A 25,271-nucleotide genomic window follows, 5' to 3' on the forward strand; every position below is an offset into this window, starting at 1 on the left:
CCTCTTCTAACTCTTCGGCCTCTTCTAACTCTTCAGCCTCTTCTAACTCTTCGGCTTCTTCTAACTCTTCGGCTTCTTCTAACTCTTCGGCTTCTTCTAACTCTTCAGCCTCTTCTAACTCTTCGGCCTCTTCTAACTCTTCGGCCTCTTCTAACTCTTCGGCCTCTTCTAACTCTTCGGCTTCTTCTAACTCTTCGGCTTCTTCTAACTCTTCGGGATGCGTATTCCCGTCATCAGCTATGCCCCCCAGGCTTCCACTGGAGGTTACTTTTTTCGCCCTCTTCAGCGCGGTAGATGGTTTCTGTGGGGTAGAGTTCTGTAGGGTACTTAACACCCGTTCAACTGCTTCCTCAATTCTTCTAATATCCATGGGGCGCTGGTCTGAAATTACCTTATTGCCTCCAAAGATGTTTTCTAATTCATCCCACTTCTGTTCAATAAGAGAGTCTAAGTTCTTCTGTTTTTCCTTATCCTTCGAATGAACTCCGCGCAATAACTGTTTATGCACATCCTGTTTACGGAGATGAAGCTCAGTTTTCCATCTTTTTAGATCAAGAGACTCCTTATTCTCTAGATACTCCTGAACTAAACTAAGCTGGAATCTCCTCAAGCGATCGGCAACAATCACCGAAGGATCCTGTTTGAGATTCAATAGGAGGAACGTAAACAGATAGCTAATTATCCATGTAGCCACTATGAGAATGACCTTTAAATGGTCCCCTAGGTACGTCTCCGCCTTTGATACAAGAGTTATTATATTAAAATTGTACGGGCCGTTAATTCCAACAGCTATTTGGATCTGCGAATTAATTCCGACCTGCCCCAGAATTGTATACTCGTTAACCGGTTCGATGGTTTCTTTCCAATCATGAGCTTTTATACTTCCAATGAGTGGGGTCGGAATATTCACGGCCAGGGTATCTTTATTTATGGTGATTAAACGCTTCTCGATATCAACAAATTGCTTTTGTATAAGTTGATTATTAAGAGCGGACAGGCTGATGGTGAAAACTGCTGTACCCGTGAATAATTCATAGTTGTCCATTATTGGAAGTGAAATCGTCAGCGAATTATTCTCTAGGAGAGAGATAGCAAGTCCTTGTTCTTCTTTCAGTAGGTAGGTTTGTATCTCAGAACCGTCTTCTATATCCTCAATAGGCTTATAAACAATTCTATTTGCTGAACGTTCAGCAATATCGCTGAGCTTGGTGCTGTAAAACAAATTACCACTGTCTTGTGCAATAAACCGTATACTTCCCAGCCCTTGCACCTCAGAGAAAAGTTGCGTAGTAAGGGCTTCCCTCTCGCGGATCAATTCCACGGGCTGATTTATCCTGCTAGCAAGCTGAACGGCGTTTGATTGCAAATAATTGTTGAGAGAGGATAGAACGGTCTCCAAATAAGAATCGAGGGTATTGGCGACACCTACCAGCCTATTATCCACAATCTGTTGTACCCTTGTTTCGTAAAATAATGAGTCTAAGGTTGTGAATAAATTCAGAAAACCAACACCGGCTAACAAACCTGCACATGTAAGAGAAACGATTAAACTAATAAGAATTTTTTGACTTGTTCGCATTCACCTTACTTTTTCGGAAACACTGGTTTTCTGTATCTATTTTCGGCAATTTTACACAAGTCCTGGAGAAAAACAACCAACACTTCGTCGGTGCACGGCATCGAAATAGGCTGGAAAAAGGTACCGTTTTACTAAACCAAGTGGTATTAATTGCAGTTTTCACCGAAATGCGCGATGTATCCGTGATGGCACCACATATCCGGTATTCATTGCAGGTTTTCTTGCTCACTATACTAGACATTCTCGTAAAAAAAAAACAGAAGGCTTTCAAGCCTTCTGTTTCATTTCACTATGGAATAAACCCTTACTCTTTTGCCTTTTCAGCCTTCTTCGCTGTAGGTTTTTTTTCTTTTTTTTCTGTGGTAGTTTTACTATTTTTAGGTTTTTCCTTACTTTCTGAAACAGTAGTCTTCTCTACCAATTCAAGAATAACCATCTCAGCAGCATCACCCTGCCGTTTCCCCAATTTCAGGATACGAGTATAGCCCCCGGGTCGTTTTTCGAATAATGGGCCAATCTTCTCAAAAACCTTTCGAATGGCTGCATCGTCCTTAATTCTTCTTCCTACCATTCTTCTATTATGGACAGAATCAACCTTTGCACGAGTAATTATCTTTTCAATCTGAGATCTAACAGCAAGCGCTTTGGTATGAGTAGTTGTTATTCTTTCATGCTGAATTAATGATGTTATCATATTCCGCAGCATTGACTCTCGATGGCTTGCTTTTCTCCCCAGCCGATTAAAACCAATCTTATGTTTCATCGTTTACATCATCCTTTTTCTCTGGAAACCTTGCAGCACTCTTTAGTGAACTATAATCAGTCATACCTAAGCTAAGATTCCACTCTTTTAGTTTTTCCTTAATCTCTTGTAGTGACTTTTTACCAAAGTTTCTAGTTTTTGCTATCTCATCTTCGGTTTTCGATGTTAGATCACCTATCGTTTTTATATTTGCATTTTTTAGACAGTTGCTTGACCGTACGGAAAGTTCTAACTCATCTACTGGTGTTTCAAGTAAGGACTTAACACGCTCGGAATCCTCATCAACATCGTCATCACTTAAAATATGGTTTTCATCAAAGTTAATAAAAATGGTAAAATGATCCTTTGCGATTTTAGCAGCCTCAGCTAGTGCATCCTCAGGTCGTATACTACCATCAGTCCATACATCAAGTGTAAGTCGATCGTAATCCGTTCGATGCCCCACACGGGTATTCTCCACGGTATAGGTTACCCTCCGTATCGGAGAAAACAAAGCATCGATGGCGATCGTACCGACATGCTCTATTAACTTTTCTGATTGTTCGGAAGGTACGTATCCTCGTCCCAAATCAATTTCAAGTTCAATCTCTAAATGGGCACCTTCCATAAGAGTCAAAAGATGAAGATCCTTGTTCATTACTTCGACATCAGAATGCTCTTCGATTAATGCACCAGTGATCTCACCTGGACCTTTTAATTCAAGGGTTACAATCTTCTGTTCAACATCCTCTGGCAGTTTTACTCTCAGCTGTTTCAGGCTATTAATAAAATCCGATGTGTCTTCTACAACCTCAGGAATTGATTCAAACTCACTGGAGAGGACATGTGCGGTCCCCTCTGCATCAAAAGAAGTAATTCTCATCGAGGTCACTGCGTAACCCTGGATGCTGGACAGTAGTACTCGTCGTAACGTGTTTCCTACCGATGTCCCAAAGCCCCTTTCGAAGGGGTAGGCGATAAACCTACCATATTGACTTTGTACCTCTCCATGCTCGAACTGTATTCCACTGGGTCGTTTAAAACCTTTCAGAAGGCTTTTACGCGCCATTTGATCTCCTTGACGTTTTCTTCCATTTTCATCGATCCCGTAAAAAGGGCCGAAGTTTATACTCTTCGGCTCTTCCTGGGACGACATCCGTTATGAGGAATAGGAGTAACATCCTTTATACTGCGCACCCGCAACCCCAAGGCTCCTAGGGACCGTATGGCCGATTCACGACCGACACCGGGTCCTTTTACAAGTACATGAACATCCTGCAAACCAAAGTCCATTGCCTTCTGTGCCGCGCTTTCTGCTGTACTCTGAGCGGCGAAGGGTGTAGACTTTTTTGCGCCTTTAAAACCAAGACCACCTGCACTGGCCCATGATAATGCATTTCCTCGCATATCGGTTACAGTAACGATGGTGTTATTGAAGGTAGCCTGAATATAGACCATACCCTCAGTAACCGATTTTTTCTCTCGTTTCTTCTTTGTTTTAGCCAAGGTATATTCCCTCCACCTTCTTACTTCTTCTTACCGGCAACGGTCTTACGCTTACCTTTTCTGGTACGTGCGTTGGTTTGGGTCTGTTGTCCCCGAACCGGCAGTCCCCTTCTGTGTCTGAGGCCTCTATAGCAGCCAATATCCATAAGCCGTTTAATGTTTAGGGAAACCTCTGTTCGTAGTCGACCCTCAACCTTGAAGTCACTTTCTATCACGGTACGAATCTCGTTAACCTCTTCACCGGTTAGATCGTTGATTCGTTTACCACCATCAATACCTGTTTTTTCACAGATCTGTTTTGCTGAAGTTCTTCCGATACCGTAGATATATGTCAGCGCGATCTCTACATGCTTGTTCGGAAGGTCCACACCGGCAATACGTGCCATTCATGTCCTCCTATCGTTGTCTCTGCTTGTGCTTAGGGTTTTCGCAGATAATACGCACTACACCGCGTCTCTTGATAACCTTACATTTGTCACAAATTGGTTTAACACTTACTCGAACCTTCATTGTTCATCTTCCTTTTTCTAGAGATTCCTAGATCTAATCTTACCTTTTTTGCTGAATCCACCATGGTGGTGCATACGCAATTGCCCTTCAATCTGGCTCATTAAATCTAAATCGACTCCAACCAAAATCAAAAGACTTGTTCCACCCATCAAGTAAGCAACCTGAGCAGGGAAGTTAAAAACGGACTGAACTATTGTCGGTATTACCGCTATAAAAGCGAGGAATATCGAGCCTGGAAGGATAATTCTGTTTAATACCCTTGTTAGGTACTCTTCCATTTTTTCAGACCGGATCCCCGGTATGGAGCCGCCATTCTCTCTTATATTCTTTGAAATTTCAATAGGATTCAGAGAAACCTGTGTGTAGAAAAAAGCAAAGAAGATAATTAATACCGTGTAAAGTATTATATATAATGGCCCGCCTGGATTTAATGCGTTTGCCAGGTTTTGCAACCAACGGACATTTGGCCCCAGTGATTGCGCTATCTGCAGGGGGAACGTCAGAATTGATGAGGCAAAGATAACAGGTATAACTCCAGAAGGATTTATCTTGAAAGGGATATATGTGTTTTGGGCACCGTACATCCGTCTTCCCACAACACGCTTGGCGTAGTTAACGGGAATTTTTCTTTGACCCCTCTGCTCATAAATCACAAGGACCACTACTCCAACAAACATTACCGCTGCAACAATTACGAAAACCGGATTCAACTGATCATTCTGTATCGCGGTGAACAATTGCCAAAGTGCATTAGGCATCCTAGCCACAATACCAGCAAAGATAATCAAGGATATACCATTGCCAATACCACGCTGATTTATTTGTTCACCGAGCCACATAAGAAATACTGTACCGGCTGTTACGGTCAACATCGCAAGGATTGTGTAAGCAGTACGATTTATGGCAATGGCATCTGGAATACTATTCGCATAAACCGTAACGGTGACTGATTGAATTAATGCAACCCCCACGGTACCGTAACGAATCCATCGCTGTACTTTCTTTCTACCACCGTCTTCTTCAGAAATCTTTTTCAGGCTTGGGAATACCAACAACATCAACTGCATAATAATAGACATAGAAATATACGGCATAATTCCCAGCATGAAGACAGAGAAGTTTGTAAAGGCTCCACCTGAGAAGAAATCAAGGAAGCCCTCTATAGAAACGCCACCTGCGGTCTGCTGAGTTGCAAAATAAGCCTTCAGAGCAGTTACATTGATCCCCGGGATAGGGACAACCGTACCAATCCGAAAGATAATTAGAACGCCAAGGGTAAAAAATATTCTCTCCCTCAGATCCTTAATCTTAAAGATGTCTACTAATGCGTTATTCGCCATTGTTCTGGTCCTGTACTAATTCGATTTCTTTTACAGTTCCGCCAGCGGCTTCAATCTTCGATTTCGCAGCCCCCGAAACAGCAACAAATTCAAGGGTTAATCTCTTCGTAATAGTTCCATTACCGAGCACCTTAACCTCAAGTTCAGAATTCTTAATTAGGTTTTTTTCTCTCAGGGTATCTATAGAAACTACATCGCCTGATTCAAAAACCCTCTCCAGATCAGACAGGTTAATAACGGTAAAATTAACCTTGAAGGGATAGTTGCTGAAACCTCTGCGCGCAATTCTACGATACAGAGGCATCTGGCCGCCTTCAAAGCCCGGGCGAACACCACCGCCTGATCGGGAATTCTGTCCGTTCATCCCCCGACCTGCGGTACAGCCATTACCGGATCCGGCTCCCCTACCAACTCTCTTTTTTTGCTTAGTTGCACCAACTGGTTTTCGAAGCGCATCCATTATTTAATCTCCTCAACTTCCAGCAAGTAAGAAATGGAGGTTATCATCCCCTGTATCATGGGATTTAATTCCTTTTCTACAACTTGATTGAGCTTTTTGAGCCCAAGAGCCGAAACCGTAGCTCTATGCTTCGGCTTCCTTCCAATACTGCTTTTTACCAATTTAATCCGAACTCTCATTGGTTAACCCCACATCTCGTGCAATGATTTACCGCGGTTCTTAGCCACTGCTCTTGCGTTGAACAATGACTCAAGGCCATTAAACACTGCCTTTACGACGTTGATGGCATTCTGTGAACCTAAGCTCTTGCTAAGGACATCATTTACACCACCGACTTCGAGAATCGCCCGAACCGGTCCACCAGCAATAACCCCTGTACCCGGAGCGGCAGGTTTCATTAGAACACTGGCACTTTTGTATTTTCCAACAATCTCATGAGGTATAGTAGTCTTCTTAACCGGAATATGGATGAGATTCTTTTTTGCTTTCTCTACACTCTTTCTAATTGCTTCAGATACGTCATTGGCCTTGCCAAACCCATATCCTACACGGCCATTCTTATCTCCAACAACCACTAGTGCAGAGAAACTGAATCTCCGACCACCCTTAACAACTTTGGCAACTCGGTTAAGGGTTATGAGTTTTTCAGTAAACTCTTTATCTCGTTCTCTATCAGATCGATGATCCACGTACTCCCCCTTAAATCTTAATCCCGGCTTTGCGGGTGCCTTCAGCTACAGCCTTTACTACACCATGGTATAAATAGCCGTTTCTATCAAATACAGCTGTTTGGATTTTTAGGTCCAGCATTTTTTTACCAAGAGCTTCACCCAACTTTTCAGCATCGGCTGCAGAAACTTTCAAATCTTTAAACTCGCCAACCGTTGATGCTGAAGTGATGGTGTGCCCATTCAGATCATCAATAACCTGAATATAAAGATTCTTATTACTCTTATAAACCGAAATCCTAGGCTTTTGCGCTGTACCCTTCAGGTTTTTACGAACTCGCAGTTTCCTTCGAGCCCGTCGTTGCAGCTTTTCTTGTATTCTCTTCATATCGATACCTTATTTAATACCTGATTTTCCGACCTTGCGTCGCACGTACTCGTTCTCGTACTTCACACCCTTACCCTTGTAGGGTTCAGGCGGCCGAATGGAGCGAATCTCAGAGGCTACTCTGCCTACAAGAACCTTATCAATGCCCTTAACAGTCACCTTATTCTGGCCCTCAACCTCAACGGTCACCCCTTCAGGCACAACATATTCGACTGAATTAGAATACCCGAGGTTTAATGCCAAGATCTTACCCTTCAGCTCTGCACGATACCCTACACCATTGATGACCAGAGTTTTTGAAAAACCGCTTGTAACACCAGTAACCATGTTATTAAGAAGATTCCGATACAAACCATGGTATGATTTTGCGGGCTTACTATCGTCCTTGCGAGTAACAGTTGCAGTTTGGCCTTCCACCGAAATCACTACCAAAGGCTTATAATCCTGCTCGAGTTTTCCCTTAGGGCCTTCAACGCTGATAAGATCATCTGTAACGGTTACTTTTACACCCTGCGGTATAACCACAGGCATTTTTCCTACACGTGACATAATTTACCTCTTACCAAACTGAACAAATGAGTTCGCCGCCGACTTTTTTCTCAGCAGCTTTTTTACCCGTAGTAACCCCTGCGGAGGTGGATACAATTAACATACCATAGCCGTTTAACACACGGGGCATTTCTTTATACCCGGAATAAACTCTTCGGCCGGGGGTAGAAATCTTAGAAATACCATGGATTACTGGATTTTCATTTTCATCATACTTCAGGAAAACACGAATGATATTCAAATTATCCTGGGTAACCTTCTTAAAGTTTTTAATGTAGCCTTCATTCTTCAAGATTTTAATAATTTCGAGCTTAAGTTTTGAGGTGTTAACATCAACCTTCTCAAACTTTGCTTGGCTCGCATTTCGAATCTTGGTAAGCATATCTGCTACAGGATCAGAAAGACTCATACTACCTCTCTCCTACCAGCTGGATTTGGTTACGCCAGGGATTAGACCTTCACTGGCGAACTTGCGGAAACAAACACGGCACATCTGGAACTTCCTCATATAACCTCTAGGTCTTCCACAAACCCGGCATCGGTTGACTCTCCGGGTCATGAACTTTGGTTTCCGCTGTGCTTTAATAATCATTGATTTTTTTGCCATGAATTAACCCCTTACTTCCTGAACGGCATACCGAGCTTAGTTAATAGGCTCTTTGCTTCTTGATCGGTTTCAGCAGTGGTAACTACTGCAACGTTCATTCCAGAAATTCGTTCGATCTTATCGTAATCAATTTCAGGGAAAATGATTTGCTCGGTTACTCCCAGGGAAAAATTCCCATGACCATCAAAGGCGTTAGGATTTACTCCGCGAAAGTCTTTAACCCGAGGAAGGGCAATACTCATGAGCCTGTCTAAGAATTCGTACATTCTATTACCGCGAAGTGTAACCTTTGCACCAACTTCCATACCCTCACGTAGCTTAAAATTGGCAATAGATTTTCGCGCACGGGTTTTTATCGGTCTTTGACCGGTAATTAGCGCCAATTCATTAACCGCAGATTCCAAGAGTTTTTTATTAGCTACCGCATCACCAATACCCATACTTACAATGACTTTCTCAAGCTTTGGTATTTGCATTGGGCTCTTATATCCAAACTCTTCTTTGAGTTCCTTCCGTACATTTTCTACGTAGGCTTTCTTTAAAACGGGAATATATGCAGCCATTACAACGCTTCTCCTGTTCGGACAGATGTTCTGACCTTCTTACCATTATCAAGGGTGAAGGTTAACCGAGTGGGCTTACCACTTTTATCAACGGCCATTACGTTGGAGATGTGGATACTACCCTCTATCTCCATAATACCACCGCGGTCATTCTGGTCCTTCCGTCTCACGGCCTTTTTAACCATGTTGACGCCCTCAACGATAACTCGACCCTTATTTAGATCCAGCTTCAAAATACGACCAGTCTTTCCCTTTTCTTTTCCAGAAACGACCATCACGAGGTCGTTTTTCTTCAACTTTGTGTTAACCGTAGTTTTATTCTGCATGACCTTCTCCTACAGAACTTCCGGAGCAAGCGAAACGATTTTCATATAATCTAAATCCCTTAACTCCCTAGCAACCGGCCCAAAGATACGCTTTCCCTTGGGGTTATGATTGGCATCGATTATTACACACGCATTATCATCGAACCGGATATACGTGCCATCCTCACGGCGAAATGCCTGTTTTGTTCTCACAATAACAGCCTTCTCGACCTTACCTTTTTTTACAGGCGCATTAGGAATAGCATCTTTAACCGCGACAACGATAATATCACCTACTCCAGCAGTTTTACGTTTAGAGCCGCCGAGAACCTTGATACACTGTACTCGTTTAGCCCCACTATTATCTGCCACATTCAAAAAGGTTTGCATCTGAACCATGTTTATTCCTCTCGCTTTGCGGCGTTATTTGGCACGCTCAACAACTTGAGTCAAACGCCAAACCTTGTCCTTACTCACGGGTCGACACTCCTCGACACGAACAGTATCTCCAACATGAGCATCATTTGCCTCATCGTGAGCCTTTAGTTTCTTAGACCGGGTTATATACTTCTTGTACAAGCCATGAAGTGTTTTAGTGGTTACCTTCACAACAATGGTTTTATCCATTTTATCACTGACCACTATCCCGGTATATGAACGCTTATTCTTTTTAACCGTCTCAATAGCTTCCACTGGGATCTCCTACTTTCTACTTGCCTTTGCACTTTCGGCTGCGTTATCAAAGTTATGAATAAGGGTATTTACCCGTGCAATCTTTCGCTTGATAACACGCTTCTCAAGTGGATTATCAAGATACCCAATCACTGAATTAAATCTAAGATCGAAGTATTTCTTCTGAAGCTCATCCTTCTTCTGAATTAATTCTTCCAGGGTCAAATCTTTGTATGAATCCTTCATCTTACTGCTCCATATCAGGCCGCATTACGAACTTGGTCTTAATCGGCAGCTTCGAACCAGCCCGGGCCATCGCTTCTTGGGCGAGGCGCGGATCTACACCAGCTATTTCGAACATCACGGTGCCAGGCTTAACCACGGCAACCCACGTCTCCGGACTACCCTTTCCCTTACCCATTCGGGTTTCAGCAGGCTTCCTTGTATACGGTACATCGGGGAAAATTCTGATGTACACCTTACCACCACGCTTGATGTGCCGGGTCATAGCAATACGGGCAGCTTCAATTTGGCGATTCGTAATCCATTTATTTTCAAGACTCACTAAACCGAACTCACCATATGAAACAGAATTCCCTCTAGTTGCCTTACCCAGTAAGGATGTGCCAACCTTTCGCTGACGTTTCCGATATTTAGTTCTCTTTGGGCTTAGCATGCTCTAACTCCTCGATCCACTTCGTTCACGCTTCTTGCGTACAACTTCGCCTGCATCTTCTTTGGTTTCCTTTTTGAGGACTTCACCCTTGAAGACCCATACCTTTACGCCAATCACACCGAAGGTAGTTTCTGCTTCTGCAAATCCATAATCGATGTTCGCTCGCAAGGTATGCAACGGCACTCTTCCTGCCATTTGGCTTTCGCTACGGCTCATTTCCGCACCACCCAAACGACCAGCTATCAGAATCTTCACTCCCTGTGCCCCATGGCGCATAGCATTGCCAACAGACATTTTTAGGGTTCTTCGAAATGATGCTCGGGATTTCAATTGCCTGGCAACGTTCAATGCAATGATCTGTGCATCGACTTCAGGCTTTTTAATCTCTTTTATTTTAATTTGGATCTTCTTATCAATTTCTTTTTGCAAGATAGATCCGATCTTCTCAATTGTTGCACCCTTCGTACCGATCAGTACGCCGGGGCGAGAGGTATGAATCACCAGGGTAACTCTTTGAGGATGCCTTATGAGTTCCACATCGGAAATCTCAGCGTTTTTGCTCTCAGGAATCTTCTTCAATAACCGCCTGATCTTTAGATCTTCGTGCAGTGTATCAGCATACTCCCGGGGGTCAACATACCATTTTGATCGCCAAGTCTGATTAATTCCAAGACGTAGGCCGATAGGATTAACTTTCTGTCCCACGTTATTCTCCCCTTCCTGTTTTTTCACCGACTACAGCAGTAATATGACTCATTCGCTTTTGTAATATGTCAGCACGACCTCGTCCCCGTCGCCATATGCGCTTCATCCTCGGTCCCTCATCGATGTACAATTCATTGACGTAGAGCATGTCTTCATCCAGGTTTTTATCCTGGTATAAAGCGTTAGATGCAGCCGAATGGACCACCTTCTTCAGAAGCTTTGCGCCCTTATGGGGTAAATGATCTAGTATAGCCATAACCTCTGAATAGGGTTTGCGACGAACCTCGTTTGCCACACGACGAATTTTTGAAGGAGAAATAAGTACGTATTTAGCATGGGCACGGTAAGCTTTTTTTTCTGCCATTTCCATCTCCCTTTTACCGCTTTCCGGCTTTCTTATCCGAACCAGCGTGACCACGGAAGATTCTCGTAGGAGCAAACTCACCAAGCTTGTGCCCAACAAGATTCTCCGTGACATAAACAGGGACCCAAGTCTTCCCGTTATACACTGATACAGTCATACCAACCATGTCAGGGATAATGGTAGATGATCGACTAAAGGTCTTGATCATCTTTTTATCACCGGACTTACTCATTTCGGTAACTTTTTTATATAGACTCTTTGCTATGAAGGGTCCTTTTTTTATTGACCTAGACACATTGAACTCCTACTTTCTTCGTTTCACTATGAAACGACTAGACTGCTTCCGCTTCTTTCTGGTTTTATATCCCTTTGTAGGTACACCCCAAGGACTAACAGGATGTCGGCCACCAGACGTCCGCCCTTCACCACCACCATGGGGATGGTCAACAGGGTTCATAACAACACCACGAACCTTAGGTCTATGACCAAGCCAGCGTGAACGCCCGGCTTTGCCGATAGAAACGTTCATGTGGTCTGCATTGCCAACAACTCCAAGAGTCGCAAAACACTTTTTAAATACAAGACGAGTTTCCCCCGATGGCAGTCGAAGAGTAACATAGTCTTTTTCTTTTGCTACAATCGTGGCATAAGCGCCTGCGGATCGTGCCATTTGTCCCCCGCGACCGAGCTGCAATTCGATATTATGCACCTGAGAACCAAGAGGTATAAACTCAAGCTGCATAGAATTTCCAACCTTCGGCTCAACAGAAACACCACTGATTATCTGATCCCCAGGAACCATTCCCTTTGGGGCGAGTATGTAACGCTTCTCGCCGTCGGCGTAATTCACAAGTGCGATATTAGCGGAGCGGTTCGGATCATATTCGATCGCAGCGATTTTACCAGGCACATCAAATTTCTGACGAGCAAAATCAATAGATCTGTATCTTTGCTTATGCCCGCCACCTCGTCGCCGCACAGAAATTCTGCCACTGGCGCCTCTTCCTGCTTTTTGGGACTTACCTTTTGTAAGGTTTTTTTCGGGGCTACGTTTAGTAATCTCCGAAAAATCCAAGGCTGTTTTTTCCCGCATTCCAGGTGTAATCGGATTATAGGTTTTAATTCCCATCTTAAACTCCCAGCCTATGCGCCTTCAAAGACACTAATGGTTTCTCCCTCTTTGAGGGTAACCACTGCTTTTTTCCACGAAGAAGTTTTACCCGCTGCTTGACGCAATCTTTTGGGTTTTCCCTTCACATTAACAACATTACAGGCAATAGGATTAACTTTAAAAAGTGATTTGATTGCCTCTTCAACCTGTATTTTGTTCGCTCTCTTATCAACAACAAAGGTGTACTTACCAAGCTCACGCTCCGCTGAGGATTTTTCAGTTACAATCGGTGCGATTATTATCTGATCGGGTCTCATTTTCATACTCCTCTACATTAGGCGGAAGCCGTTGTAGTGCTTTTTTTTGCATCACCGTAAAACTCATTCAGCTTTAGGGCAGCACTTTCAAGAACCACAACCTGCTTAGCATAAAATAAATCATGAGCCCGCAGCCGATTGTAGGATAATGATTTCAGCCAAGGAATATTTCTTCCAGCTCGCTTAACCATCTGATCCTCATCACGGATAATCAAAACCGCCCTCTCCGCAGGAATGATATTCTTTAAAATCTCATTAAGAGTCTTGGTTTTACCTTTACCAACCTGCAGATCCTCAAGCACAATTAATGTATCATTCTTCGTCTTGAGACTAAGAAGAGACTTCATAGCAAGACGCTTAATTTTCCGAGGAAGTGAGTATCCGTAGTCACGTGGTTGCGGACCATGGGAAATACCTCCACCCACCCATACAGGTGATTGTTTTCTACCTGCGCGGGCTCTTCCTGTACCTTTTTGTTTCCAAGGTTTTTTATGACTTCCAGCAACCTGGCTTCTAGTCTTTGTACTCGCATTACCAACACGCAGGTTAGCAAGTTCATTCCGGATAGCGTGATATATCGATCCGTCACTAACTTCGCGGTTAAATACCGAGTCATCGAGCTGGATGGTCTTAACTTCTTTTCCTTCTTTAGAAAGGACCTTCTTGTCCATGATCTCCTACCTTAACCTTTCTTCTTAGCCTTTGCTAAAACCAGATACGTGTTTTTGCGCCCAGGAACTGCGCCTTTAACAAGAATGACCTGTTTCTCAGCATCAACCTTGACTACGCGCAGGTTCTGTACGGTGACGCGATCAAATCCCATGCGTCCTGACATCTTAAGACCTTTAATAGTCTTGCTTGGATAGGCTGACTGTCCGGTTGAACCGTTTTCTCTATGAAACTTTGATCCATGGGTCTTACGACCACCGCCGAATCCCCATCGCTTCATCACCCCTTGAGTGCCCTTACCTTTAGAGGTACCGGTCACGTCGATAAATGAAACATCTTCAAAGAGCTCAACTCCAAGTACATCACCAGGATTTGTATCCTTCTCAAAGTCACGCATCTCGATAAGGCATTTCTGAGGTTTTGCTCCATCCTTGAACTGACCTGAATACGGCTTTGCTGCACGTGATTCCTTCATTTCGTCAGTACCAAGAATGACTGCGCTGTATCCGTCCCTATCGGGTACACGGTGCCCAATAACCAGGTTGGGCTCTACACGCACAACGGTAACGGGAGTAACCTTTCCCTTTTCATCAAAAACTTGGGTCATTCCGACCTTTTTTCCAATAAGCCCTATCATTCTTTTCCTCAATATCTTACGTATGTATGCTTTACTGCTTGATCTCTACGTCCACACCAGCTGGAAGTTCAAGCTTCATGAGCGCATCCATTACCGCAGAAGTCGGCTCAATGATATCAATCAGCCGCTTATGGGTTCGCATCTCGAACTGCTCACGGGACTTCTTATTTACGTGCGGCGACCGGAGGACAGTAAACTTGTTTATCCGGGTAGGTAATGGAATAGGGCCTGATACCTTTGCACCAGACTTCTGAACGGTTTGTACGATTGATTTCGCACTCTGATCAATTAACTCGACATCAAAGCCACGAAGCCGCACCCGAATCTTTTCCTTAGACATTATTCCTCCAAAAAAGGGGGGATTTCTTCACCGGGAAGAAATCCCCACTCACAACAATCGTTATTATTCGACGATGTCAATTACCTGACCAGATGCAACGGTACGACCACCTTCGCGGATAGCGAAGCGCAGACCCTTGTCCATCGCAATTGGGTGAATCAGCTCAACGTTGATTTCAGTATTATCACCGGGCATAACCATTTCCTTTCCATCAGGAAGGGTCACAGTACCGGTAATATCCGTGGTTCGGAAGTAAAACTGAGGACGATAACCAGAGAAGAAAGGAGAGTGTCGTCCACCTTCTTCTTTGCTGAGGCAGTAAATCGTACCCTTGAACTTATGGTGCGGTGTAATAGTTCCGGGCTTGGCGAGAACCTGTCCACGCTCAACCTCTTTCTTATCCACACCACGCAGAAGCGCACCGATATTATCGCCGGCTTCACCCTGATCAAGAAGCTTGTTGAACATCTCAACACCGGTAACAGTCGTCTTCTTGGTATCACGGATACCAACAATTTCAACTTCTTCACCGACCTTTACAATCCCGCGCTCAACACGACCGGTAACAACCGTTCCTCGACCCTGAATAGAGAAAACATCCTCAATGGGCATCAAGAAAGGCTTATCAACAGCACGCTCAGGCAGTGGGAAGTAAGAGTCCATAGCCTCGAGAAGATCAGTAACACACTTAGTCTTTGCATCGTCCTCGGGGTTTTCCATAGCTTCGAAGGCGGATCCCTTAATGAAAGGAATATCGTCGCCAGGGAACTCATAAGATTTCAGCAGGTCGCGAACCTCTTCCTCAACCAGTTCAACCAACTCTTCATCATCTACCAGGTCAACCTTGTTGATGAATACGATAAGAGCAGGTACACCTACCTGCCGAGCAAGCAGAATATGCTCCCGGGTCTGACTCATCGGTCCATCAGTAGCAGATACAACAAGAACAGCGCCGTCCATCTGAGCCGCCCCAGTAATCATGTTCTTGATGTAGTCGGCGTGCCCAGGACAGTCTACGTGAGCATAGTGCCGTGCAGCAGACTGGTACTCAACGTGCCGAGTATTTATAGTAATACCTCGCTGCTTTTCTTCCGGTGCATTGTCAATATCCTCATACTTGAACGCCTTACCACCCTGAGCCTTTGCACTCAGCATAGTGATAGCAGCAGTAAGCGTAGTCTTACCATGGTCTACGTGACCAATGGTTCCTACGTTGATATGAGGCTTCGTCCTCTCGAACTTTTCCTTAGCCATTACGCCCTCCTCACAGAATCGTAACGAAAATGTAATATTTTGAACCTAAAACCAGGAGCCCCACGGGTCTGATATAGGCTACTTTGTCGAATAATGATTAATATACAGGTGGGTAAACGCAGACAACCCGTTCCGATATTATAATCAGAGCTTTGTCTGTCAAGATAATCACCATAGTAACCAGAGGAACGTCTGATAATAACCAGCGTTCTTTGTTATCCGCGCAGCCGAAACTGACAGTTGGTTCACACGGCAACCACCTTACCACCCTTTATAATCAGTACCGCCAAGCGCCTGATCAGTAACACCGATTGGTTCGACTTTGGCCTTTAGGATGATTGGTTTGGTTGATCTAAAGGCAATATGCCCTGGCGATCGTCCTCAGCTTCATGCTGAGACCAATATGTCAGGCAGGATACCAAAGGGCTCCTGCCTTGTCAATCCTTTACAGTAGAATCTACCAACGATAATGAGCAAAAGCCTTGTTTGCCTCTGCCATTCGATGGGTATCTTCCTTCTTCTTAAATGCAGTTCCGGTATTATTAAAGGCATCCATGAGTTCAGAGCTGAGCTTCTGACTCATAGACTTACCGCTCCGTGAACGTGCAGCCTGAATGATCCAGCGCATAGCCAGCGCTTCCCGACGACTCTCGCGTATTTCCACCGGGACCTGATAGGTTGAACCACCAACACGCCGTGATTTAACCTCCACCACCGGCTTCACATTTTCCAGGGCTTTCAGGAATACATCCAAGGGTTTGTCATCACCCTTCTGTTCAATTAGATCAAACGCCCCATACATAACCCGGTTCGCAACGGATTTTTTGCCATCCAGCATCATCCGCTTGATGAACTTAGTTACAATAACACTATTAAAACGGGGGTCGGGTAGTACAACCTTCCGTTCTGGTATTCTTCTTCTTGGCATTCTACGTAACCTCCCTAGGCCTTTGGCCGCTTTGTTCCATACTTGGAACGACCTTTTCGCCGATCATTCACCCCAAGGGTATCTTTTGCACCACGAACAATGTGATAGCGCACCCCAGGAAGGTCCTTAACACGCCCGCCGCGAAGTAATACAACGGAGTGCTCCTGTAGATTGTGACCAATACCAGGAATGTAAGCCGTAACCTCTATTCCGTTTGTCAAACGAACACGCGCTACTTTCCGAAGCGCTGAATTCGGCTTCTTAGGCGTAACGGTCATTACACGGGTACAAACACCTCGTTTCTGAGGGCAGGACTGCAAGGCCGGAGACTTTGTCTTCTTGACCAAGGTCTTTCTACCCTTTCGAATCAACTGATTAATTGTAGGCATGAGTATACAACTCCCTCTTTACTAATTGCCTTAGCAAGGCTGTTTTTCAAATAAACCCCGGAATATATAAACTACCCTCGAGTCAGCACGTTTATTTGATTAAATTGATATGAGCCTGCAATGTAGCAGGCATCATACTGTCCTGTCAAGCATAGGGAACCCCCCGAGGGTTAGACCCTATGATTCATCATCATCTTCATCGTCTTGGCTGTTCACCTCACCGGGTTGAGCAGTTACCTTCTCTCGCTCCCGCGCCTCGACAATCTGTGCAACGTGGGCATCTAAATCCTCCCGCTGCTCGTCATAGAGCTTAATATTCTTGTATGCACGCATTCCGGTACCGGCGGGAATTAATCGACCAATAATGACATTCTCCTTCAATCCCCGGAGATGATCCACAGATCCCGCGATGGCAGCATTGGTAAGTACCCTGGTCGTCTCTTGGAAGGATGCAGCCGAGAAGAAGCTATCAATATTTAAACTGGCCCGTGTGATTCCAAGGAGTAAGGGCTTCGCAACGGCCGGGAGACCACCCTCACGTTCAACGCGCCGGTTTTCTTCAAGGAACTTGGACTTATCAACCTGTTGCCCAAAGATGAAATTGGTATCTCCGACCTTGACGATCTCAACCTTTCTCATCATCTGGCGAATGATAACACCGATATGTTTGTCATTGATATCTACGCCCTGTAGACGGTAAACCTCCTGGACCTCATTCATCAAGAATCGCTGTAGAGCATTCTCTCCAAGAATCTGAAGGATGTCATGAGGATCACGGGCACCATCACTCAAGGGCTCACCGGCTTCTACAAGGTCACCTTGACGAACCAGAAGGTGACGCCCCATTGGAATGAGATGTTTATGCTCTTTCCCATGGGCGTCTACAACCCTGATATCCCGTTTTGACTTAACAATACCGTTAAACTTAACCTCCCCAGAAACAGCAGAAAGTACCGCTGCGACCTTAGGGCGCCGGGCTTCAAAAAGCTCACCGATTCTCGGCAATCCTCCGGTAATATCGCTTGTTTTCACAGATTCTTTGAGCAGCTTGGCCAAGACTCGACCGGCCTTAATATCATCACCCTCATCTACACTGAGGTAAGCACCGCCGGGAAGGAAGTAGGTAACAAGATCTTCGCCCTCTTCATTCCTAAGAACAATGCGAGGCTGTAAGCTTTCCACGGTGTTCTCAGCGATCTTTTTTTCGATCCTTCCGGTATCCTCGTTCACCTCTTCCTTGAGGGTATTTTTGTCAATATCCTCGAAGTGAACAGTACCAGCATGCTCGGCCAAGATCGGCTCGGAGAAGGGGTCGAAGGTAGCTATGGACTGATCAGCTGGAACAATATCCCCCTCAGACACCAGGAGCTCTGCTCCGTTTCTAATTTCATGACGCTGCTCCTGGCCGATTAGGTACAGGAGTTTTCCCCTCAGCATGGCATACGCATTGTCTTTGGAGAGAATCTTATCGCCCTTACGCTCGAGTATTTCCTGTCCTTTTATGACCTTGTCACCATCTTTTACCAAGGCTTTGTCACCATCTTTTATATCGATGGTTTCCAATACCTTGCTAACCAGGATAAAGCCCTTCCGGGTGAACAAGCGGTCACCGTTGTCAAGAACAACCGTACTCCCTTGCACTTCTCGAATTACAACCGGATACTTGAGGTAGGTTCTGTTTTCTTCAGATGCCTTGGTTGCGGCACCACCGATATGGAAGGTACGCATGGTAAGCTGGGTACCCGGCTGACCAATCGATTGAGCAGCGATTATGCCTACAGCCTCTCCAATGTTTACCGTTTTGTTGGTGGCGAGATTTCGACCATAACACTTCTGACACACCCCGTACTTGGATTCGCAGGTCAAAACGGTTCGGATACGGACCGATTCAATCCCCGCTTCCTCGATGGCGTCCGCGATGTCCTCGGTGATTTCCTCGTTTACATCTACCAGAATATCGCCGCTAATGGGATGTTTAACCCGCTCAATGGTGAAACGTCCTACAATTCGTTCCCGGAGGGATTCAACCACCTCTTCTCCGTCTTTTAACGCGGTGTACTGGATACCGTTAATGGTTCCACAGTCTTCTTCATTTACAACGACATCCTGGGCTATATCAACCAATCTTCGGGTCAGGTATCCGGCATCAGCTGTTTTCAACGCGGTATCAGCCAATCCCTTACGAGCACCGTTGGTAGAAATAAAGAACTCAATTACTGAAAGGCCTTCTTTAAAGTTTGATCGGATGGGAAGCTCAATAATCTCCCCGTTCGGCTTAGCCATCAATCCGCGCATACCAGCCAGCTGTCGAATCTGGCTTCGTGAACCACGTGCACCTGAGTTAGCCATCATAAAGACCGGATTGAATCCTTGGCGATCCTTTTTCAAATGGTCCATCATTTCATTGGTTAACTCTTCATTGGTTTTTGACCAAACCTCTACGACCCGGTTATAGCGCTCATCCTGGGTTATATGTCCCTGGAGATACTGGTTCTGAATTGCAAGAACCTCGTTATTAGCGCGATCAATCATGGCGGGCTTCGAGTCAGGCACCATTATGTCTTCTACACCAATAGTTGCCCCGAATACTGTGGCATACCGGAATCCGAGATCTTTTACAGCATCAAGCATTCGTACGGTAACCGCCGGCCCTTTTTTCTCGTATACCTCGGAGATCAATCCACGGAGTTCTTTATCACCCATTTGGTAGTTCACATACTCAACCTCCGGGGGTAATCCTTCATTTAGAATCACCCTTCCTGGGGTAGTTTCAATCAGCTCACCGTTATGGGTAAGCTTAACGAGAGCATGGTAATCCACAGCACCGATTTCCAGGGCATAAATGACCTCATCGATACTGGCAAAGCGCTTACCCTCACCCTTTACACCTTCCCTGGAACGGGTCAGGTAATAAATTCCGAGAACCATGTCCTGGGAGGGGAAAACGATTGGTTTTCCATTCGCAGGATTCAAAAGGTTCCGGCTTGAGAGCATGAGGGTCCAGCACTCAATCTGAGCCGCTTGCGTCAAGGGAACGTGAACAGCCATCTGGTCGCCATCAAAGTCGGCATTGTAGGCATGACACACCAGAGGGTGAAGCTTTATTGCCTTACCTCCCACAAGCACCGGTTCAAATGCCTGGATCCCGAGACGGTGAAGAGTCGGTGCACGGTTCAGAAGGACGGGATGCTCCTTTACAACCTCATCTAAAACAGCCCACACCTCCGGCGTTTCTTGCTCGACCAGGGTTTTAGCTCTCTTGATATTGTATACTACGTCCTTCTCTACGAGTTTCTTCATAATAAAGGGCTTATACAGCTCAAGAGCCATCTTGGTGGGAAGACCACATTGATGCAGTTTTAGGTCGGGCCCAACAACGATTACAGAACGGCCGGAATAATCCACCCGTTTCCCCAACAGATTTTGCCGGAACCGTCCTTGCTTACCCTTCAGCATATCGGAGAGGGATTTCAATGGACGGTTGGATGCACCCTTCACAACCCTTTTCTTTTTACTATTATCAAATAAGGCATCAACCGCTTCCTGGAGCATTCGCTTTTCGTTGCGGATGATAATGTCCGGTGCGTTTAGATTCATCAGACGCTTTAACCGGTTATTCCGGTTGATAACTCGTCGGTAGAGGTCGTTCAAATCGGATGTGGCGAAACGCCCCCCGTCCAACTGAACCATAGGGCGTAATTCGGGAGGAATTACCGGAATTACGCTCAAGATCATCCAATCGGGTCTATTCTTGGAGTCCCTAAAGTTCTCAACAATTTCAATTCGCTTCAGTAATCGCTTATCAGCCTTGGCACCCTTTTCTATCATAGTGGATCGCAGCTCAGCTGAGAGGCCTTCCAGATCAAGGTTTTCTAATAGAGTCTTGATGGCCTCTGCTCCGATACCTGCGGAGAAGGACATTCCATAGCGTTCCTTGGCCTCGGCGTATTCTTCCTCCGTCAGAAGCTGCATCTGCTTAAGGTCAGTATCACCTGGATCGATTACGATGTACTTTTCGTAGTACAGAATTGAGCGCAGCGCTGCAATGGTAAGATCAAGCAACAATCCCATACGGCTCGGGACTGAACGGTAATACCAGATATGGCTTACCGGTGAAGCCAGCTCGATATGACCCATGCGTTCACGCCGAACCTTGGGGTGGGTCACCTCTACCCCACAACGATCACAAATGACACCTTTATATCTGATGGATTTGAACTTCCCGCAATAGCACTCCCATTCCTTGGTGGTACCAAAGATTCTCTCACAAAAAAGACCATCTTTTTCTGGCCGCAGCGTACGGTAGTTAATCGTCTCAGGCTTCTTAACCTCTCCATAACTCCATGACCGGATCTGATCCGGAGAGGCCAGTTTTATCATTATACTGTCGAAATCCTGAATTTCCCTCATGTATCCTCCCTAATTGGTAAGAAAAACGCCGGTGGTTTCAAAACTACCCACCGGCCAAATATCCGGCGTATTAAAAGTTAGTGCCTTGCCTATTTATCAATTCTTCATCCCGCTCGGTCAACGGAACCTGCTTACCCTTGGAATCGTAGATTGAAAGATCAAGGGCAAGTCCACGCAACTCTTGAACAAGGACATTGAAGCTTTCTGGGATTCCAGCAGTTGTTCCCGGCTCTCCCTTCACGATACTCTCATAGACCTTAGCGCGCCCGTTCATGTCGTCCGACTTTATGGTAAGAAGCTCCTGCAATGTATTTGCAGCACCGTAAGCTTCCAGTGCCCAAACCTCCATCTCTCCAAGGCGCTGCCCACCGAACTGTGCTTTTCCCCCTAGGGGCTGCTGGGTGACCAAGCTGTAAGGGCCGGTAGATCGTGCATGCATCTTATCATCCACCAGGTGGTGCAGCTTAAGGATATACATGTAGCCCACCATAACAGGGTTTTCGAAGGGAACACCGGTTCTACCGTCGCGGAGCACTGCCTTGCCTTCAGCAGGCAACCCTGCTTTTTCAAGTCGCTCTTTGATTCCCTCTACCGTGATGGATTCAAAGACCGGGGTCGCATACCACTCATCATTCTTAACCGCACCCCATCCGAGCATGGTCTCTAAAAGCTGTCCGATATTCATACGGGAAGGAACCCCAAGGGGATTCAGACAAACCTCCAGGGGTGTACCGTCCTCAAGAAAGGGCATGTCTTCTTCAGGAAGCACCCGGGCAATAATACCCTTGTTTCCATGCCTTCCGGCAATTTTGTCACCTTCCTGCATCTTCCGCTTGGTTGCCATGAGTACCTTCACAACCTCATCCACCCCTGGGGGAAGATCATCACCCTCAGAGCGCTTCAACCTCTGCACATCTATTACGGTGCCCTCTGCCCCATGAGGCACCCGAAGGGAGGTGTCTCGGACTTCTTTGGCCTTCTCACCGAATATTGAGTTTAATAATTTGAATTCAGGGGTTGTTTCTGTATCGGTTTTGGGAGTCACCTTCCCGACGAGAATATCTCCGGAGCCGATTTTAGCACCTACCCGCACAATCCCCTCTTCATCCAGCTGATCAAGAACCTTTTCACTGGTATTGGGAATATCACGCGTAATTTTCTCAGGACCGAGTTTGGTTTCCCGAACCTCAATCTGAAACTCCTTAATGTGAACGGAGGTGAACACATCCCATTTAACCACCTTTTCGGAGATTAATACGGCATCTTCGTAGTTATAACCGTTCCACGGAACAAACCCTACGAGCATGTTTCTGCCCAAGGCAAGCTCACCATTGTAGGTTGAGGGCCCATCAGCCAAAACATCCCCGGTCGCAATTTTTTGTCCCTGAGAAACAATAGGCTTCTGCACGTAGCAGGTATCCTGGTTAGTCCTTTGATACTTCAACATGGGATACTCATGAGCGTTCCCCGAATCATCGGTGATAATCACCTTTCGGTTGCTCACATAGGTAATGGTCCCGGAGTGTTTTGATTTAACCAATACACCGGAATCGTAGGCAGTCTTGCCCTCCAACCCGGTACCAATCCGGGGAGGTTCGGGGAACACCAAAGGAACAGCCTGACGCTGCATGTTGGATCCCATCAAGGCACGGTTAGCATCGTCATGCTCCAAAAACGGAATGAGTGATGCTGAAACAGATATAACCTGCATGGGAGAAACATCCATGTACTGGATATCCTGAGCAGGTTTCGTCGTATAGTCGCCATTCTTGCGTACAGAGATAAGATCTGATGCGAAGGTACCATCGTCATTCAACTCGGCGTTCGCCTGTGCAATGAAATACTTTTCCTCATCCATCGCAGATAAGTACTCAATATCATCCGTAACCTTCCCGTCCCGTACCTTCCGATAGGGGGTCTCGAGGAAACCGTAGTCATTAATCTGCGTGTAGTTAGAAAGGCTTACAATGAGTCCGATATTTGGCCCTTCAGGAGTTTCAATAGGACACATCCGACCGTAGTGGGTATGGTGAACATCCCGCACCTCAAACCCCGCACGATCTCTGGACAATCCACCAGGACCAAGGGCGTTCAGCCGCCGCTTATGGGTCAATTCAGAAAGGGGATTCACCTGGTCCATGAACTGCGAAAGCTGACTTGATCCGAAGAATTCCTTGATGGCCGCCACTACCGGCTTAATGGAAATAAGATCCTGGGGCTTAATAGTATCGGTTTCCTTCAGACTCATCCGCTCCTTAGCGATTCTTTCCATTCTGCTGAAGGCAGTTTTTAGCTGATTCGCCATAAGCTCACCCACGGAACGGACACGGCGGTTGCCCAGGTGGTCTATATCATCAATAGAAGCCTCACTAATGTAAACCTTGATGAGATACATCATGGTATTAACGATATCGTCTTTGGTAAGGATATGGTCCTGGGGAGGTTCTGGGTAATCGAACTTCTTATTGAGCTTATACCGTCCAACCCTACCGAGATCATATCGCCGGGCGGTAAAAAACATGGAATTAAAATCCTTTTCCGCCGCCTCTAAGGTGATCGGCTCACCCGGCATAATGATGGCGTACACCGCAGATAGGGCCGCTTCTTTCGTCGGCTCGTCATGCTCATCACCCTTGCTGTATTTGGACTCTTCCCGCTCGAAACAATTGAGAATAATGTCAGAGTGAAGGCTTTCGCTATTATTATCATCTATTATCTCTATTTCGGTTATGCCTGAGTGGATCAATTCGTCAATATCATGGGGATGTATTTTATCTCCCGCCCGGTAGAGTTTCCGCTGTTCGCCATCCTGTTCGACGAACACGTTTTTACCAAATACCCGGCCGGTGATAGATTCCTTGTATTCCCGGGAATCCTCGATAACGGTTTTTGCGGTTTTGTAAAACAGATTGATAATCTTTTCACGGGTATCAAATCCCAATGCACGCAGAAAAAGCGTACCCAATATGCGTTTTTTCCTATCAATCTTTGCGTAGATCAGCTCTTTTTTCTGATCGATTTCAAATTCCAACCAGCTACCGCGGTAGGGGATAATCCGCGAGCTGTAAACGCCTTTTTCATGGGAGAAAATGACACCGGGAGACCTGTGAATTTGACTAACCACAACACGTTCAGCACCGTTAATAATGAAGGTACCGCGGTCGGTCATTATCGGTATATCCCCCATGTAGATATCTTTCTGACGGATCTCACCGGTTTCGTTGAACAGCAGATTTATTCTAGCCTTAATTGGCAGGGCGTAGGTATGCCCCTTGAGCTTACAATCCTGTTCAGAGAATTTTATACCCTCTTCATCAAGAGTATAATGATCATACTCAAGGCGCATATCTCCAGCCTGACTTTCTATAGGGAAAATAGACTGAAACACCTCTTCAAGTCCCTGTACATTCAGGGATTCACTACGACGCAGACGCTCCCGCTGCAAAAATCGTTCGTATGAAGATAACTGGATATCAACTAGATCAGGGAGCGCCATGACCTCCCTGGGGTTTGTACCCACATTGATACGCATAATAGTTTGGTTTCTATCGAACATGAACATCCCTCCAAGAATGTCAGGAC

Annotated in this window: 33 protein-coding genes; all 33 read right to left on the reverse strand. The window is 45.6% G+C overall.

Annotated elements, in window-relative coordinates; genetic code table 11:
* Positions 1–1,579, reverse strand: a 1,579-nt coding sequence (locus tag DC28_RS13810) for a cache domain-containing protein (protein WP_037549969.1), incomplete at its 3' end; no start/stop codon positions are given.
* Between the two features lie 304 nt (positions 1,580–1,883).
* Positions 1,884–2,342 (reverse strand): 50S ribosomal protein L17, encoded by a 459-nt coding sequence (rplQ, locus tag DC28_RS13815; RefSeq protein WP_037549971.1) that lies wholly within the window; start codon positions 2,340–2,342, stop codon positions 1,884–1,886.
* The gene (locus DC28_RS13820) at positions 2,332–3,390 is read right to left on the reverse strand and encodes a DNA-directed RNA polymerase subunit alpha (protein ID WP_037549974.1); all 1,059 of its coding nucleotides are present in this window, start codon (positions 3,388–3,390) and stop codon (positions 2,332–2,334) included. The genes rplQ and DC28_RS13820 overlap by 11 nt, the downstream gene beginning before the upstream one ends.
* 56 nt (positions 3,391–3,446) lie before the next feature.
* On the reverse strand, positions 3,447–3,827 hold the full coding sequence (rpsK, locus tag DC28_RS13825; protein ID WP_037549977.1) for a 30S ribosomal protein S11: 381 nt from the start codon (positions 3,825–3,827) through the stop codon (positions 3,447–3,449).
* A gap of 20 nt (positions 3,828–3,847) precedes the next feature.
* On the reverse strand, positions 3,848–4,213 hold the full coding sequence (rpsM, locus tag DC28_RS13830) for a 30S ribosomal protein S13 (protein ID WP_037549979.1): 366 nt from the start codon (positions 4,211–4,213) through the stop codon (positions 3,848–3,850).
* A gap of 10 nt (positions 4,214–4,223) precedes the next feature.
* Positions 4,224–4,337 carry a 50S ribosomal protein L36 gene (rpmJ, locus tag DC28_RS16305; protein WP_081942228.1) on the reverse strand — a complete coding sequence of 38 codons (114 nt, stop codon included), beginning with the start codon at positions 4,335–4,337 and terminating at the stop codon, positions 4,224–4,226.
* Positions 4,338–4,354: 17 nt separating this feature from the next.
* Positions 4,355–5,677 carry a preprotein translocase subunit SecY gene (secY, locus tag DC28_RS13835; RefSeq protein ID WP_037549981.1) on the reverse strand — a complete coding sequence of 441 codons (1,323 nt, stop codon included), beginning with the start codon at positions 5,675–5,677 and terminating at the stop codon, positions 4,355–4,357.
* Positions 5,667–6,137: a 50S ribosomal protein L15 gene (gene rplO, locus DC28_RS13840; protein WP_037549982.1), complete on the reverse strand. Its 471-nt coding sequence runs from the start codon at positions 6,135–6,137 to the stop codon at positions 5,667–5,669. The genes secY and rplO overlap by 11 nt, the downstream gene beginning before the upstream one ends.
* Positions 6,137–6,316 carry a 50S ribosomal protein L30 gene (gene rpmD, locus DC28_RS13845; protein ID WP_037549985.1) on the reverse strand — a complete coding sequence of 60 codons (180 nt, stop codon included), beginning with the start codon at positions 6,314–6,316 and terminating at the stop codon, positions 6,137–6,139. Before rpmD ends, rplO begins: the two co-directional genes overlap by 1 nt.
* Before the next feature lie 3 nt (positions 6,317–6,319).
* A complete protein-coding gene (gene rpsE, locus DC28_RS13850; protein ID WP_037549987.1) occupies positions 6,320–6,826 on the reverse strand; it encodes a 30S ribosomal protein S5 in 507 nt (168 codons plus the stop codon).
* A gap of 10 nt (positions 6,827–6,836) precedes the next feature.
* Positions 6,837–7,193 carry a 50S ribosomal protein L18 gene (gene rplR, locus DC28_RS13855; RefSeq protein WP_037549990.1) on the reverse strand — a complete coding sequence of 119 codons (357 nt, stop codon included), beginning with the start codon at positions 7,191–7,193 and terminating at the stop codon, positions 6,837–6,839.
* Positions 7,194–7,202: 9 nt separating this feature from the next.
* Positions 7,203–7,742 (reverse strand): 50S ribosomal protein L6, encoded by a 540-nt coding sequence (gene rplF / locus DC28_RS13860; protein ID WP_037550007.1) that lies wholly within the window; start codon positions 7,740–7,742, stop codon positions 7,203–7,205.
* Positions 7,743–7,752: 10 nt separating this feature from the next.
* Entirely contained in the window at positions 7,753–8,151 is a 399-nt protein-coding gene (gene rpsH, locus DC28_RS13865) for a 30S ribosomal protein S8 (protein WP_037550010.1), read from the reverse strand.
* Positions 8,152–8,163: 12 nt separating this feature from the next.
* Entirely contained in the window at positions 8,164–8,349 is a 186-nt protein-coding gene (locus DC28_RS16310; RefSeq protein ID WP_081942229.1) for a type Z 30S ribosomal protein S14, read from the reverse strand.
* An 11-nt stretch (positions 8,350–8,360) separates the two neighbouring features.
* Positions 8,361–8,912 carry a 50S ribosomal protein L5 gene (gene rplE / locus DC28_RS13870; protein WP_037550014.1) on the reverse strand — a complete coding sequence of 184 codons (552 nt, stop codon included), beginning with the start codon at positions 8,910–8,912 and terminating at the stop codon, positions 8,361–8,363.
* The gene (gene rplX, locus DC28_RS13875) at positions 8,912–9,238 is read right to left on the reverse strand and encodes a 50S ribosomal protein L24 (RefSeq protein WP_037550018.1); all 327 of its coding nucleotides are present in this window, start codon (positions 9,236–9,238) and stop codon (positions 8,912–8,914) included. Before rplX ends, rplE begins: the two co-directional genes overlap by 1 nt.
* A 9-nt stretch (positions 9,239–9,247) precedes the next feature.
* Complete coding sequence (gene rplN / locus DC28_RS13880) at positions 9,248–9,616, reverse strand: 50S ribosomal protein L14 (protein ID WP_037550020.1); 369 nt, start codon at positions 9,614–9,616, stop codon at positions 9,248–9,250.
* 24 nt (positions 9,617–9,640) lie between these two features.
* Positions 9,641–9,916 (reverse strand): 30S ribosomal protein S17, encoded by a 276-nt coding sequence (gene rpsQ, locus DC28_RS13885; protein WP_156104702.1) that lies wholly within the window; start codon positions 9,914–9,916, stop codon positions 9,641–9,643.
* Positions 9,917–9,919: 3 nt separating this feature from the next.
* Positions 9,920–10,135, reverse strand: a complete 216-nt coding sequence (gene rpmC, locus DC28_RS13890) for a 50S ribosomal protein L29 (protein ID WP_037550025.1) — start codon at positions 10,133–10,135, stop codon at positions 9,920–9,922.
* A 1-nt stretch (position 10,136) separates the two neighbouring features.
* Positions 10,137–10,565, reverse strand: a complete 429-nt coding sequence (gene rplP, locus DC28_RS13895) for a 50S ribosomal protein L16 (protein ID WP_037550027.1) — start codon at positions 10,563–10,565, stop codon at positions 10,137–10,139.
* Between the two features lie 3 nt (positions 10,566–10,568).
* Positions 10,569–11,270 carry a 30S ribosomal protein S3 gene (gene rpsC, locus DC28_RS13900; RefSeq protein ID WP_037550029.1) on the reverse strand — a complete coding sequence of 234 codons (702 nt, stop codon included), beginning with the start codon at positions 11,268–11,270 and terminating at the stop codon, positions 10,569–10,571.
* Position 11,271: 1 nt separating this feature from the next.
* The gene (gene rplV, locus DC28_RS13905; protein ID WP_052078931.1) at positions 11,272–11,640 is read right to left on the reverse strand and encodes a 50S ribosomal protein L22; all 369 of its coding nucleotides are present in this window, start codon (positions 11,638–11,640) and stop codon (positions 11,272–11,274) included.
* A gap of 7 nt (positions 11,641–11,647) precedes the next feature.
* Positions 11,648–11,929, reverse strand: a complete 282-nt coding sequence (gene rpsS, locus DC28_RS13910) for a 30S ribosomal protein S19 (RefSeq protein ID WP_037550034.1) — start codon at positions 11,927–11,929, stop codon at positions 11,648–11,650.
* Between the two features lie 9 nt (positions 11,930–11,938).
* Positions 11,939–12,763: a 50S ribosomal protein L2 gene (gene rplB / locus DC28_RS13915; RefSeq protein ID WP_037550037.1), complete on the reverse strand. Its 825-nt coding sequence runs from the start codon at positions 12,761–12,763 to the stop codon at positions 11,939–11,941.
* 14 nt (positions 12,764–12,777) lie between these two features.
* Positions 12,778–13,062, reverse strand: a complete 285-nt coding sequence (gene rplW / locus DC28_RS13920; RefSeq protein ID WP_037550041.1) for a 50S ribosomal protein L23 — start codon at positions 13,060–13,062, stop codon at positions 12,778–12,780.
* Positions 13,063–13,079: 17 nt separating this feature from the next.
* On the reverse strand, positions 13,080–13,733 hold the full coding sequence (gene rplD, locus DC28_RS13925; RefSeq protein WP_037550043.1) for a 50S ribosomal protein L4: 654 nt from the start codon (positions 13,731–13,733) through the stop codon (positions 13,080–13,082).
* An 11-nt stretch (positions 13,734–13,744) separates the two neighbouring features.
* The gene (gene rplC, locus DC28_RS13930) at positions 13,745–14,368 is read right to left on the reverse strand and encodes a 50S ribosomal protein L3 (RefSeq protein ID WP_037550046.1); all 624 of its coding nucleotides are present in this window, start codon (positions 14,366–14,368) and stop codon (positions 13,745–13,747) included.
* 31 nt (positions 14,369–14,399) lie between these two features.
* Positions 14,400–14,708, reverse strand: coding sequence for a 30S ribosomal protein S10 (rpsJ, locus tag DC28_RS13935; protein WP_037550048.1), 309 nt, complete (start codon positions 14,706–14,708; stop codon positions 14,400–14,402).
* 63 nt (positions 14,709–14,771) lie between these two features.
* Positions 14,772–15,962, reverse strand: coding sequence for an elongation factor Tu (gene tuf / locus DC28_RS13940; protein WP_037550051.1), 1,191 nt, complete (start codon positions 15,960–15,962; stop codon positions 14,772–14,774).
* 457 nt (positions 15,963–16,419) lie between these two features.
* On the reverse strand, positions 16,420–16,890 hold the full coding sequence (gene rpsG, locus DC28_RS13945; RefSeq protein ID WP_037550053.1) for a 30S ribosomal protein S7: 471 nt from the start codon (positions 16,888–16,890) through the stop codon (positions 16,420–16,422).
* 14 nt (positions 16,891–16,904) lie between these two features.
* Positions 16,905–17,279 (reverse strand): 30S ribosomal protein S12, encoded by a 375-nt coding sequence (gene rpsL / locus DC28_RS13950; RefSeq protein WP_037550056.1) that lies wholly within the window; start codon positions 17,277–17,279, stop codon positions 16,905–16,907.
* Positions 17,280–17,456: 177 nt separating this feature from the next.
* Entirely contained in the window at positions 17,457–21,689 is a 4,233-nt protein-coding gene (gene rpoC, locus DC28_RS13955) for a DNA-directed RNA polymerase subunit beta' (protein WP_037550059.1), read from the reverse strand.
* Positions 21,690–21,759: 70 nt separating this feature from the next.
* Positions 21,760–25,245: a DNA-directed RNA polymerase subunit beta gene (gene rpoB / locus DC28_RS13960; protein ID WP_037550060.1), complete on the reverse strand. Its 3,486-nt coding sequence runs from the start codon at positions 25,243–25,245 to the stop codon at positions 21,760–21,762.
* Positions 25,246–25,271 lie beyond the last annotated feature (26 nt).

The sequence above is a fragment of the Spirochaeta lutea genome, from assembly GCF_000758165.1.
Classification (GTDB): Bacteria; Spirochaetota; Spirochaetia; order DSM-27196; family Salinispiraceae; genus Spirochaeta_D; species Spirochaeta_D lutea.